Below are 14,483 nucleotides of genomic sequence, written 5' to 3' on the forward strand. Positions count from 1 at the left end.
TCGCCTGGCATGAACAGCTGTTAGTACTGAAAGCATAACAAATCATTAAAAATTGACTATTTTCGCCACTCCTTTTTTCATCATAGAGAAAGGAGCTTCAAAGCGCAGAACGCCATGAATAAACTGGAGAAGATTATTAAGCACCTGGATTTAAAACCGCATCCCGAGGGTGGTTTTTTCAGGGAAACCTATAGAAGTTCAGGAAAAATAAATCCGGAAAGTCTGGACGGGTCATATTCAGGTGATAGAAATTATAGTACCTGTATCTATTTCCTGCTGACTTCTGAAAATAATTCGGCTTTTCATAGAATAATACAGGATGAGATCTGGCATTTCTATAATGGTTCTCCAATAAAGCTACATACGATCTCAGAAGAAGGAGAGTATAATTTTTATATTATCGGGAGAGACGTTTTAAAAGGTGAAATTCCGCAGTTGGTTGTTAAAGGAGGAGACTGGTTTGCCGCTGAGGTGATAAATGAAAATGATTTTTCACTGGTAGGTTGTACGGTTTCACCGGGATTTAATTTTAAGGATTTCGAATTGCCTTCAAGAAATGAATTACTTCAAATATTTCCTGAACAAAGAGAGTTAATTACCAAATTTACAAAAGGATAGAATGAACGAGAATATTGAAGAAAAGGACAGGACTGAGGTGCAGAATAAAAATCACGAGGCAAAAGAATTGCCTTTACTTTATTCTAAACGTCTTATTCTGTTATTCTCCGGATTGTTTTCGATTTTATTTGGGGCCGTATTAATGTTAAGTAACCTCAGAAAATTAGGCGAAAGAAAAGCATATTTCCAGGTTTTAACCTTTGTTATAATATATGTAACAGGACTGGTTTATACCCTAAGCTCAATAAAAGGTGGAACTAATTTTTCTCTGCCTCTAAATCTCCTTGGCGGATTCATCCTTACAGAATACTTTTGGAACGGTTATATAGGCAAGGAAACAGAATACCAAAAGAAAAGCTGGGTAAAACCAGCTCTTATTTCTCTGTGTATTAGTGTTCCTGCTTTCCTGGCTTTGGTTTATTTCGGTTGAACTGTTAGTATAAATAATTCCAATTACTGGTCATCCAGCTGAACAGATTCTGTATCTGCTCCTATGTTTTCAAGGATTTCATTGATTTCTTCTACCATTTTTGGAGGGCCACATACATAGAATCTTTTCTGGACATCATCGATCTCATTTTTCAGAAATTCTTCATTCAAATAAGCCTTCTTATGCTTTGTGTCTTCCTGGTCTGTAATTACGTAAGTTGTTTTTTTATTCAGTAGTTTATCTAATTCATCCTTTAGAATGATGTCATCATCTGTTTTATTTGAAAAAATCAGGTAGAGTCCGCTATCTTTTTTCTTGTCATATAGGTATCGCAGCATGGCAATATAAGGTGTGATCCCTGCACCACCAGCAATAATATAGCCTGGCCCTTTATATTCTATAGCTCCCCAGGAATCACCAATTATCAGTTCATCACCCGGCTTTAAATTATCCAGCTCTTCGGTCACCCCATCATGGTCTGGATAGATCTTTATCGTGAACTCCAGGAAATCATCTTCATTTAAACTTGTAAAGGTAAAAGGTCGTTTTTTGTCTTTCCAGCCTTCTTTATTGATAGAGACTTCCGTAGCATGACCTGGGGTGAAACTGTATCCTTCAGGTTTATCAACCTTGAATTGTTTCACATCATGAGTCACCTTCTCTATAGATCTTATCTTTACTGCTTCTTCCATAGTTTTTCTTTTTAAGATAAAGATTTTAAATCAGAATAGATCTTCATGAATACCTTACCGGCTAATTTTTAACCGATTTTATAATTATTTAAGGGAGTTTTATAAATGATCAGGTAGATCCGTTGAGCTCTTTCATAATATCAGCAAAAATTCGGAATGACTTTATTCTATCCTCCTGATGATAAATATGCGAGGCCACAATTATTTCATCCACCCCTGTTTCACGAAGAAAATCAATGGTTTGATTTTTCACTTTTTCACGATCCCCCACAAAAGCATATTTGAGCATTCGCTGCAAGGCTGGGTTTTCTCTAATCTGTCTTAATTCAGGAGTCATCTCTTCAGGTCTCTGAAGGTAATCAAGGTTACCTGTCATCACTCCCAGCATCATCTTAAGTGAACTTGTGGAAATCCTTTCGGCTTCTTCAGTTGTATCGGCAGCGATCACATTGATCCCGGCTATACTGTATGGTTCATCGAGATATTTAGAGGGTTGAAATTCTCTATAGTAGATCTCCATCGCCTGAAATAGTTGAGCCGGAGCAAAATGACTGGCAAATACATAAGGCAGGCCTTTTTCTGCGGCCACATGAGCGCTATCTGTGCTAGATCCTAAAACAAAAATGGGAACACTTACACCTTCAGCAACGGTAGCACGTACCTTTTTTGAAGGTAGTTGATTATTAAAATATCCCTGTATCTCCTCTATTTCATGCGGAAATTTGAAAACGGAGTTCATCCGGTCACTTCTAATCGCATGCGCAGTCACCTGATCGGTTCCCGGGGCACGGCCCAGTCCCATATCTATTCGGCCAGGATATAGCGAGCCTAAAGTTCCGAATTGTTCAGCAACGATCAACGGAGAGTGATTGGGCAGCATGATCCCACCAGAACCAACTCTGATCTTATTGGTTTTACTGGCTATATGGCTTATAAGAACGGTAGTCGCTGAACTGGCGATACTCACCATATTATGATGTTCAGCCAGCCAGAATCTTTTATATCCAAGATCTTCGGCAGTTCTTGCCAGTTCTACGCTGTTTTCAAAAACCTTATTATGAGGAATATCCTGGCCAACCACTGCAAGTTCGAGTACAGAATAATCTATATGTTTATTTTGGGGCATATCTGAAATTTAAAAAGCCGGCATTTCTGCTGGCCGGCAATTGGTCTTTGCTTTCCTAGATTCCTTACGGAACTTTTTATGAATTCCTATTAAATAAAAATCCCGGCAGAGAGCTACCGGGATTTTAAAAGTTTCATAAAAACTTCTATATAATGAAGGTTTAGAAGAATCTCGGAGAAATGTATTTATTCAGAGAATTCATGATATCGAACCTGAGAACGATCTCATGAGAACCTGAATTGTAACTTCTCAATTCGGTAGTATCGGCATCATAAGAATAGCCTACAAAAACATTTTGAAATACCTGGAATCCCGCCAGAGCACTAACTGCTGAATTCAGGCGGTAGGAGGCTCCCAGGGTGAACTTTTCAAGAAACAGGAAATTAGCCGACACATCCAGCTGAAGCGGGGCGCCGTCAGTCAGCTTTAAAAGATAGGCTGGTTTTAATTTGAGATTCTCGTTCAGATCAAACACATACCCTCCCATAAAATAGGTATGAAACCTTTCCTTTGCCAGGTAAGTTTCACGCAGTTCGTTACGCTCATAATGGCTGGTCTCCAGCATTTGAGGTACCGAAAGTCCTACATAGTATTTTTCTCCGTAATAATAAACTCCTGCTCCTATATTTGGAGTAAACCTGTTGTCTATATTATTCTGAAATTCTGTATCGTCATCAGAACCCGAAAGACGTGAAAAATCAACATCCAGAATATTCGCGCTGGCTTTTAATCCGAAGGCCAGGGAAGTGTTTTCGAAGTCTATGGTATAGGAGAAATCTGCGTTAATGATAGTTTCATTGCTGGGGCCTACTTTATCTGAAATTATAGAGCCTCCAATTCCTACATTTTTACCAATTCGGTCATTCAGACTTAAAGAAAAGGTTTCCGGAGCTCCGTCCAGACCTACCCATTGTGACCGGTAGACTCCCGAGATCTTTAAAAAATCTTCCGATCCCACATAGGCCGGATTAAAAAGCGAGGTATTGTACATATACTGGGTATACTGGGCATCCTGTTGAGCATGACCTATTACCCCAATTGCGAATATGATTATAACTAAAAATTTTTTCATGATTTTATATTATCTATTGAGGTATAAGTAACCTGATTTTGATTTCCACTCTCCGTCTTTATATCTAAGCACATAGAAATAAGTACCTGCTGGTAATTCTTCTCCTTTTCTCACGGTTAACCTCCCTTCAGAAACACCTCTGAAAAGCTTATTACTATCTCCATATTCTTCGGCTTCGTAAACCAAAACTCCCCATCTGTTGAATATTTCCAGCGTATTGGCTTCAAAGGTTTCGATTCCTGTTATTTCGAAATAATCATGGATACCGTCTCCATTTGGAGACAATTTCTGAATCACTTCAGGACCGTTGTCATAACAATCTGAAGAAATACGGTTAGGGTCACATGGATCGAGCGGATCACTTATGCCTTCAGCTACTGTAGGAGTCACGATATCATCGATCCCATTGATTTCCTCCCCATCGGTAAGACCATCGTTATCGGAATCTGGATCATTAGGATTGGTACCGGCCTGAGTTTCTTCCGCATTCGTTAATCCATCATTATCTGGATCACAATTATCTCCGGTCTGGAAAGGATCACACTCATTTAACGGGTCACTTACCACAGTAGGTCCCGCGTCGGTAATTGGATCATCTACCACCAGTACTTCTTCCCCATCGGTAAGTCCGTCACCATCAGAATCTGGATTTTCAGGATCTGTACCCAAAATAACTTCCTCTTCGTTTGAAAGTCCGTCGTTGTCCAGGTCAGAATCTCCTAAAATCGTGATCAGGATCGTCTGAATGGTGATTCCTCCTTTTTCATCGGTAGTGGTAATTTCGACACTGAACTCTCCGGCTTCTAGAAGGTTTGCATCTTCAATTTCAAAACTTCCGTCTGAATTCATCACCATTCCGGCAGGCATACTTCCAGCAGTGATCTCTGCGGCTACAATTGCTCCATCGGCATCAATCACCGTAGCGATTAGATCCCCGTCAAGATACTCATCTAATTCCCTGGCCGGTTCTACCGAATAAACGGCCTCAATATCTGAAACCGTAGTTTTTTCCTTAATTCCATCACAGTTTTCATCGATATCATTATCCGGAATCTCTGTAGCTCCAGGATTGATCGTATCATCTGAATCATCACAATCATCAGTCGCTGGCGAAGTCAAAGCATATTCTGTCCCCGGACTTTCACAGGAGGTAACCGATTCAACCGATCCGAAATAACCATCAGAATCCGCATCGATTCCTTTATACCACATGGTATCCGGATTAATCGTTTTATCAGTATCGGCACAGTCGGTGATCGCAGGTTCGGTTAAACTATAATCGGTTCCTGGAAAATTACATTGAATTTCTGAAGTTACACTTCCAATAAACCCGTCACCATCAGCGTCAACTCCCAAATACCAAACTGTGTCAGGATTAATTGCATCATCTGAATCATCACAATCGTCAATAATAGGCGAAGTCAAAGCATATTCCGCACCCGGACTTTCACAGGAGGTAACTGATTCAACCGATCCGAAATAACCATCAGAATCCGCATCGATTCCTTTATACCACATGGTATCCGGATTAATCGTTTTATCAGTATCGGCACAGTCGGTGATCGCAGGTTCGGTTAAACTATAATCGGATCCTGGAGAAGTACATTGAGTTTCTGAAGTTACACTTCCAATAAACCCGTCATCATCAGCATCGACTCCCAAATACCAGATCGTTTCTGGATTGATATTTTCATCTGAATCATTACAATCATCAGTCCCTGGCGAGGTCAAAGCATATTCTGCACCTGGACTCTCACAAGAAGTAACCGATTCAACCGATCCAAAATAACCATCAGAATCAGTATCGATTCCTTTGTACCATACAGTTTCCGGAGTGATCGCTTTATCAGTATCGGCACAGTCGGTGATCGTTGGTTCGGTTAAACTATAATCGGATCCTGGAGAAGTACATTGAGTTTCTGAAGTTACACTTCCAATAAACCCGTCATCATCAGCATCGACTCCCAAATACCAGATCGTGTCAGGATTAATAGCATCATCTGAATCATCACAGTCACCTGAAGTCGCCGTAAGTTCGGAAGCTATAAAATGATCCGCTGGACGGGTACACGAAATTGTTGAAGTTCCTTCACCGTACAGATCCCCGTCTGCATCCAGGTACCAGGTCTGACCCGGGAATTCATCTTCATCAGAATCGTCACAGTCGGTATTATCGGCTACATAGCCGGAAGGAGCTGTTTCAGCTATTTGGCTAACCGAAGCATCTCCAAAACCATCTCCGTCGGTATCAGCATAAAAAGTGTAGGTTTTAACTCCGTCGCAATTCTCGTCAATATCATTATCAGGAACTTCGGAAGCTCCAGGGTTGATCATATCAGCAGTATCATCGCAGTCACCGGAAGTCGCCGTAAGCTCAGAAGCTATATAATGATCTGCAGGACGTGTACAGGAAATTTTCGAAGTTCCTTCACCGTACAGATCGCCATCAGCATCAAGATACCAGGTCTGGCCCGGGAATTCATCCTCATCCGTATCGTCACAATCGGTATTATCGGCTACATATCCAGTAGGAACTGTTTCAGCTACCTGGCTAACCGAAGGATCACCAAAGCCATCTCCATCGGTATCAGCATAAAATGTGTAAGTTTTAACTCCGTCACAGTTCTCGTCAATATCATTATTGGGAACTTCGGAAGCTCCAGGATTGATCGTATCATCGGTATCATCACAGTCACCTGAAGTCGCAGTAAGTTCGGAAGCTATAAAATGATCAACTGGACGGGTACAGGATACAGTTGAAGTTCCTTCACCATACAGATCCCCATCAGCATCCAGGTACCAGGTCTGACCCGGGAACTCATCCTCATCGGTATCGTCACAATCGGTATTATCCGCCACATAACCGGTAGGTTTAGTACTGCTTGTCACTGAATTCGAAGCATCTCCAAAACCGTCACCGTCAGTATCTGCATACCAAATAAGAAGATCGGATCCATCACAATCCTGATCGATACCATCGCCTTCAATTTCAGTTGCTCCAGGATTGATCGTATCATCCGTATCATCACAGTCACCTGAAGTCGCAGTAAGTTCGGAAGCTATATAATGATCTGCAGGACGCGTACACGAAATTGTTGAAGTTCCTTCACCATAAAGATCCCCATCAGCATCCAGGTACCAGGTCTGGCCCGGGAATTCATCTTCATCAGTATCGTCACAATCGGTATTATCGGCTACATAGCCAGTAGGAACTGTTTCAGCTCTTTGGCTAACCGAAGCATCACCAAAACCATCTCCATCGGTATCGGCATAAAAAGTATAGGTTTTAACTCCGTCACAATTCTCGTCAATATCATTATCGGGAACTTCGGAAGCTCCAGGATTGATCGTATCATCGGCATCATCACAGTCACCTAAAGTCGCCGTAAGCTCGGAAGCTATAAAATGATCAACTGGACGTGTACAGGATACAGTTGAAGTACCGTCACTATACAGATCCCCGTCAGCATCCAGGTACCAGGTCTGACCCGGGAACTCATCCTCATCGGTATCGTCACAATCGGTATTATCTGCTACATAGCCGGTAGGTTTAGTACTGCTTGTCACTGAATTCGAAGCATCTCCAAAACTGTCACCGTCAGTATCTGCATACCAAATAAGAAGATCGGATCCATCACAATCCTGATCGATACCATCGCCTTCAATTTCAGTTGCTCCAGGATTGATCGTATCATCCGTATCATCACAATCTCCGGAAGTCGCCGTAAGCTCAGAAGCTATAAAATAATCTGCAGGACGTGTACACGAAATTGTCGAAGTTCCTTCACCGTACAGATCACCATCAGCATCCAGGTACCAGGACTGGCCCGGAAACTCATCTTCATCAGTATCGTCACAATCGGTATTATCTGCTACAAAGCCGGAAGGAGCTGTTTCAGCTATCTGGCTAACCGAAGGATTTCCAAAGCCATCTCCGTCGGTATCAGCATAAAAAGTGTAAGTTTTAACTCCGTCACAATTCTCGTCAATATCATTATCAGGAATTTCAGAAGCTCCAGGATTGATCGTATCATCGGTATCATCACAGTCACCGGAAGTCGCCGTAAGTTCGGAAGCTATATAATGATCTGTAGGACGGGTACAGGATACAGTTGAAGTGCCGTCACTATACAGATCCCCGTCAGCATCCAGGTACCAGGTCTGACCCGGGAATTCGTCCTCATCGGTATCGTCACAGTCGGTATTATCTGCTACATAGCCGATAGGAGCTGTTTCAGCCACCTGACTAACTGAAGGATCACCAAAACCGTCACCGTCAGTATCTGCATACCAAATAAGAAGATCGGATCCATCACAATCCTGATCGATACCATCGCCTCCAATTTCAGTTGCTCCAGGATTGATCGTATCATCCGTATCATCACAGTCACCTGAAGTCGCCGTAAGCTCAGAAGCTATATAATGATCTGTAGGACGTGTACAGGAAATTGTCGAAGTTCCGTCACTATACAGATCCCCGTCAGCATCCAGGTACCAGGTCTGGCCCGGGAATTCATCTTCATCAGAATCGTCACAATCGGTATTATCCGCCACATAACCGGTAGGTTTAGTACTACTTGTTACTGAATTAGAAGCATCTCCAAAACCATCTCCGTCGGTATCAGCATAATAAGTGTAGGTTTTTACTCCGTCGCAATTCTCGTCAATATCATTATCAGGAACTTCAGAAGCTCCAGGATTGATCGTATCATCCGTATCATCACAGTCACCTGAAGTTGCCGTAAGCTCAGAAGCTATATAATGATCTGCAGGACGCGTACACGAAATTGTCGAAGTTCCTTCACCATACAGATCCCCATCAGCATCCAGGTACCAGGTCTGGCCCGGGAATTCATCCTCATCGGTATCGTCACAGTCGGTATTATCGATTGCATATCCAATAGGAGCTGTCTCAGCTATTTGGCTAACCGAAGGATCTCCAAAGCCATCCCCATCGGTATCGGCGTAGAAAGTATAGGTTTTAACTCCGTCACAATTCTCGTCAATATCATTATCGGGAACTTCGGAAGCTCCAGGATTGATCGTATCATCGGTATCATCACAGTCACCTGAAGTCGCCATAAGCTCAGAAGCTATATAATGATCTGCAGGACGGGTACAGGAAACAGTTGAAGTGCCGTCACTATACAGATCACCATCAGCATCCAGGTACCAGGTCTGACCCGGGAATTCATCTTCATCGGTATCGTCACAATCGGTATTATCGGATACATAACCGGTAGGTTTAGTACTGCTTGTTACTGAATTAGAAGCATCTCCAAAACCGTCACCGTCAGTATCTGCATACCAAATAAGAAGATCGGATCCATCACAATCCTGATCGATACCATCGCCTTCAATTTCAGTTGCTCCAGGATTGATCGTATCATCCGTATCATCACAGTCACCTGAAGTCGCCGTAAGTTCAGAAGCTATAAAATGATCTGCAGGACGTGTACAGGAAGTAATCGAAGTTCCTTCACCATACAGATCGCCATCAGCATCCAGGTACCAGGTCTGGCCCGGGAATTCATCTTCATCGGTATCGTCACAATCGGTATTATCGGATACATAACCGGTAGGAGCTGTTTCAGCTATTTGGCTAAAGGAAGGATTTCCAAAGCCATCTCCATCGGTATCTGCATAAAAAGTATAGGTTTTAACTCCGTCACAATTCTCGTCAATATCATTATCAGGAACTTCAGAAGCTCCAGGATTGATTGTACCATCGGCATCATCACAATCTCCGGAAGTCGCCGTAAGTTCAGAAGCTATAAAATGATCAACTGGACGTGTACAGGATACAGTTGAAGTTCCTTCACCATACAGATCCCCGTCAGCATCAAGGTACCAGGTCTGACCCGGGAATTCATCCTCATCAGAATCATCACAATCGGTATTAACGGCTACATATCCAGTAGGAGCTGTCTCCGCTATCTGGCTAACCGAAGGATCACCAAAACCATCCCCATCGATATCGGCAAAAAAAGTATAGGTTTTAACTCCGTCACAATTCTCGTCAATATCATTATCGGGAACTTCTGAAGCTCCAGGATTGATCGTATCATCGATATCATCACAATCTCCGGAAGTCGCAGTAAGTTCGGAAGCTATATAATGATCTACAGGGCGTGTACAGGATACAGTTGAAGTACCTTCACTATAAAGATCACCATCAGCATCCAGGTACCAGGTCTGGCCCGGGAATTCGTCCTCATCGGTATCGTCACAGTCGGTATTATCTGCTACATAGCCGATAGGAGCTGTTTCAGCCACCTGACTAACTGAAGGATCACCAAAACCATCTTCATCGGTATCGGCATAAAAAGTATAGGTATCATCAACATCCGTCACATTTACCGTTAAAATTTGCGTATCGGTAAGAGATCCGTCACTTACGGTCACGGTTACTTCATATTCATTATCACCGGTACCTTCGAAATTGGGAGAAGATTTAAAGGTCAACACCCCAGTTTTCGAATCCAAATTGAATAAGCCTGCATCGGTTCCGCTTAATGAAAAAGTCAGCACATCGCCTTCCATATCGGTAGCATCCCAATCGATCACATTACCTGTTCCATTTTCGGCATAGTCTACTTCAAATGTTTTGGCGCTTCCATTATTGGTAATTTCAGGAGCCTGATTTTCGTTGATGGTAATGCTAAAATTATATACTGAACTTATACAACCTGTCGTAGAATTTCTAACCTGCAGACTGGCATTATAAATTCCCGCTGCAGCATCAGCAGGCAAGCTTATCTTAATTGGTGAAGCAGGAAGCGTATTGTTGGTCACATCCACAAAGCCTTCACTTTCAGCATCAGTATCGAAATCTATGCTGTACTGATCTGGATTATTTGTTGTGAAAGCAAATGCAAGTTCTGTAAGCGTGGTTCCAAAACTCACTTCAGGATTCGATCCCAGGCTGATTTCCGGGGTGCCTGCATTTGCGAGGCTAATAGGCCCGGACAGGGTATTAGAAGTACAGGAACTGCTATTGGTTACGGAAATATTGGTGTAATCTCCTGGTTCAAGTCCCGAAATGGCAATAGTACCTGTAGATGCCGTTATGGACTGGGTAATTGTACTACCTCCAAAATTATAGTTTACGGTATAATCTCCAGAGCTTACTCCCGAAAGTACAATTTCTCCATCTGGTGAGGTGCAATTGGTAGGATCGGTTTGCCCGGCATATGAAATCGTTGCCGAACCAGGATCGGTAAGAATAACGGCATCTTCATATGGCTCGGACAGGCAAGCATTATACTCAACTCTTAAATTTTCATAGGAACCTGCATCGAGTCCGGTAACTTCAAATTCCCCGCTAGCATTTGAAGTAAAGCTTCCAAGATTTACACTACTTCCATTATCAGTAAAACTAAGAGAGTCATAGCTTTCCGAAGCTAATAAACCTTTTATGGTAAAGCTTCCATCTGCTCCCGAACAGGTAGTAGGATTAGTTGAGTCTACTGAGGTGATCTTCGGAGCAAATACTTTTATGGTAAAGGCTTCAGAAGCGCTAGTACATAATACACTTCCGGAATTTCTTACCGTGAATACCGCAGAAAAGATGGCTTCAGAAAGGTCTTCAGGAATACTTATTGAGATTGGGCTGGAAACCCCAGTATCGTTATTTACATCTACAAATCCGGCCGCTTCAGCAGCTGAATCAAAATCGATGCTATAATCCACTGCCGGACCGTTCGCCTCTAAAGTATAGGCAAGATCAAAAGAGGTATCTCCGCTACAAATCTCAAATTCAGTTTCACTGAGGCTAATTTCAGGAAGTGGATCTACGTTGACAGAAATTGCCGGACCAAAAATCACCTCACAGGAGACTCCCACTCTAAGGGCTTTAACCCGAACACTTGATACATCTACAGATAAACCAAAAGTTTCGATATTTATGGCTGCACTGGAGTCATCGCCTAATTTCGAAGGACTAATGGCATTTCCATCCTGGTCTACCAATTCGTAAACGATAAGATCCTCGGTTGGGTTGATCTGAAAAGAAATGGTCTCATTCTCGCAAATATCGGTAGAAGTTAATACCGAAAATCCCTGACTTGAAGGCGGTTTGCACTGAACCGTAGGTCCAGAAACAACCCCACTTTCACATTGTGCTCCTTCCTTAGCGCTAACACCGGTAACGGCCCCACTGTATAGAATATCATAACCTGCGCTTGCCTCCTCCAGACCTGAAATTGTCCAGTTTCCGTCTGAATCTACAACTGCTGAATATCCATCAACGATATAGCCGTCCAGATAAAGATAAATCGTGTTGCCACTAGTACCGGTACCCGAAATACTCGCATCGCCTTCATTAATTGGATCTGAGGTAATCGCCAGGGAAGCATCTACCGTTTGATCATAAATTTCAATTTCATTGGATAATTCGCTTTCAAGCTCATCGGTATTGGTGACCGTGGCCACTACAAAATTTCCAACAGGAATATTTACACTAGCCGTCCAGCTGCCATTATAAGCCACAGTTGCGGTAGCGATTGATGTCCCGGAAGACACTGGAGAACTCGAAGAAGAGTAAATATTGATAGTTCCTCCTATTTCTGAACTAATACCACTAATTGTTGAAATCGAACCTGTTGAAGAACAATAATCGCCCTGAATTATAGGTGCTCTGGACTGTCCATAAACCGTAACTGTGGTTTCTGCCTTACAGCTACCAGTCTCAACCGAACGGAAAGTGAGTTCATCTCCGTTTACCAGATCAGAAACCGAAAAACTCCAGTTTCCACCCGTTGCTGTTACCGTCCCTTTTTCTTCTCCATTCACCAGTAAGGTTACATTGGCATCAGCGGTGGCGGTTCCTGAAATTGTGGAATCTGACTCGAGGATTGGCGTTCCCGAAACAACGGGAGCTAATGAAGTTGATGAAGTACTGTAACAAAACTCAGTTTTAGGAGATTCGCATTTACCCACCTCTTTTAACGTGAAATAATAAGCCCCTGGTGGAATTTTATTACTCCCGGAACCATATGTCCATACCCATGAACTGCCGGAATAAGTGTCTGGATTCGGGTCTATTCCATTCAGCAAGGTACCATCGGCTTTATATATTCTAATAGTATATTCCCCGCTAGCCGAACCAGACCCATTGAATTTTTTTCCTCCATTGGAAGTTGAAATAGCTGTGGGTGCAGAAGAACAAGCTACGGCAACTTCAATTTCGTTACAATCTGAATAGGATTCAGATTTTTCATCGGTTCCTGTAGTTTCTGCGGTTGCTACAGAAACTTTAGCAGAAGCTGTAAATTTTTCTCCAGCAGTGGTTTCGGAAATTCCGTTTAAGGTCCAACCACCTGAAGAGACTGTAGTAGTTCCTACAGAAATACCGTCTCTAAAAACTTCAATTATCGCACCATCCACTTCAGACGAGGTTCCGGAAACTGAAGTTTCTCCCAAATCTATCGGCCCAGTTATACCGGGACATTCTGCCCTTGCAGGTAGAGTTGAACCAGTACCGATTTCTGAAACGCTTGTGGGAGGAAAAACATCAATTAACTGCCCCCACAGGTCATCGATAATTCCAGTGGTATCATCGACACCTCCCAGATCTGAAATCCCATTATTCCCAATAGACTCCTTTGGATTAATAACCGTATTCCCTACCATTCTCAAAGGTGTATTAACGGTTACCGATGAAAACGCCGCCGTGATATCTGAAAAGGGAATATAGAAATCATAAAAATAATCATCATCACCACAAATCTCAGAGTGGGCAATCGATTTCTGAGCAAAATCGCTATAAGGCCTGTCGGTAGAAGCATTGCCTATCTCAACAGCATTCGTGGTACCATCCACATCATATAGCCCTACTCCAAAATTGGTCCTTAATACCACTTCGATTTCAAAACCTGGATTTCCCGGCATGTAATTTGGGTCGGCATTAGCCCCGCTGGATCCAAACTTCTGGTCTGTATCTATTAATATCGAGTATGCTTTGGAGTTCTCTGCCGTACCTCCCAGCCTAAACCGGAACATTAAATTCTCATTGGAATCTAGGTAGGTATAGATCGTGTTATTATCTTCAGATTTTACGAGGTCGGTAAAACTACAATTTGGTCCTGGACCAAGGTCACTGTCCGGCTCGGCCGCTCCAAGAGATGGTAGTGGAGTGTATGGAATTTCACTTTCCCGTTCATCCTCCAGGTCGAAGCCCAGGTCTGTTTCAGAGGTATAACCATCCATATTAGGATCAAGTACACTCTCCCCTGCACCGGAGGCAGGTTTGTAAATAAATCCTTTAGTTTGAGCGCTAATATTGTGGCATGCTATTAAAAGTAGAATCAGGAAAATTCCACCCTGGTAAAATTTCTTCATAGCAGAAATTCGGTTTGGTTAATTTTTAAAACTTATGGTAAAATGAAATGGGTTTGGAGACTATAGGTTCAAGGTCACAGCTTTAGATTCGTAATAGATTTCGGACAACTGTGTCAAAGTTTTAAAAAAAAGTTAAGTGGCTAAAATCTAATCGTTCAAATACCTATTATTAAGGTTGAAAAGCATAGCGATTCTACATCCTTA

6 protein-coding genes are annotated in these 14,483 nt (G+C 42.4%); 2 read left to right on the forward strand and 4 right to left on the reverse strand.

The window, feature by feature from the left end:
• Positions 1 to 114 precede the first annotated feature (114 nt).
• On the forward strand, positions 115 to 618 hold the full coding sequence (locus ML462_RS03585) for a cupin domain-containing protein (RefSeq protein WP_240712355.1): 504 nt from the start codon (positions 115 to 117) through the stop codon (positions 616 to 618).
• Position 619: 1 nt separating this feature from the next.
• The gene (locus ML462_RS03590; protein WP_240712356.1) at positions 620 to 1,048 is read left to right on the forward strand and encodes a hypothetical protein; all 429 of its coding nucleotides are present in this window, start codon (positions 620 to 622) and stop codon (positions 1,046 to 1,048) included.
• A 23-nt stretch (positions 1,049 to 1,071) separates the two neighbouring features.
• Here the strand turns inward: ML462_RS03590 and ML462_RS03595 are convergent, their stop codons facing one another.
• From ML462_RS03595 to ML462_RS03610, 4 genes are all read right to left on the reverse strand, one after another.
• Complete coding sequence (locus ML462_RS03595; protein WP_240712357.1) at positions 1,072 to 1,740, reverse strand: FAD-binding oxidoreductase; 669 nt, start codon at positions 1,738 to 1,740, stop codon at positions 1,072 to 1,074.
• A 109-nt stretch (positions 1,741 to 1,849) separates the two neighbouring features.
• Positions 1,850 to 2,866 carry an LLM class flavin-dependent oxidoreductase gene (locus ML462_RS03600; RefSeq protein WP_240712358.1) on the reverse strand — a complete coding sequence of 339 codons (1,017 nt, stop codon included), beginning with the start codon at positions 2,864 to 2,866 and terminating at the stop codon, positions 1,850 to 1,852.
• Between the two features lie 160 nt (positions 2,867 to 3,026).
• Positions 3,027 to 3,938: a PorP/SprF family type IX secretion system membrane protein gene (locus ML462_RS03605; RefSeq protein ID WP_240712359.1), complete on the reverse strand. Its 912-nt coding sequence runs from the start codon at positions 3,936 to 3,938 to the stop codon at positions 3,027 to 3,029.
• A gap of 9 nt (positions 3,939 to 3,947) precedes the next feature.
• The gene (locus ML462_RS03610; RefSeq protein ID WP_240712360.1) at positions 3,948 to 14,279 is read right to left on the reverse strand and encodes a MopE-related protein; all 10,332 of its coding nucleotides are present in this window, start codon (positions 14,277 to 14,279) and stop codon (positions 3,948 to 3,950) included.
• Positions 14,280 to 14,483: the final 204 nt, after the last annotated feature.

The organism is Christiangramia lutea (genome assembly GCF_022489035.1).
GTDB lineage: Bacteria > Bacteroidota > Bacteroidia > Flavobacteriales > Flavobacteriaceae > Christiangramia > Christiangramia lutea.

Coding starts and splice junctions, on each gene's coding strand:
- ML462_RS03590 (WP_240712356.1), top strand. CDS start 620: ATGAACGAGAATATTGAAGAAAAGGACAGGACTGAGGTGCAGAATAAA.
- ML462_RS03595 (WP_240712357.1), bottom strand. CDS start 1,740: ATGGAAGAAGCAGTAAAGATAAGATCTATAGAGAAGGTGACTCATGAT.
- ML462_RS03600 (WP_240712358.1), bottom strand. CDS start 2,866: ATGCCCCAAAATAAACATATAGATTATTCTGTACTCGAACTTGCAGTG.
- ML462_RS03605 (WP_240712359.1), bottom strand. CDS start 3,938: ATGAAAAAATTTTTAGTTATAATCATATTCGCAATTGGGGTAATAGGT.
- ML462_RS03585 (WP_240712355.1), top strand. CDS start 115: ATGAATAAACTGGAGAAGATTATTAAGCACCTGGATTTAAAACCGCAT.
- ML462_RS03610 (WP_240712360.1), bottom strand. CDS start 14,279: ATGAAGAAATTTTACCAGGGTGGAATTTTCCTGATTCTACTTTTAATA.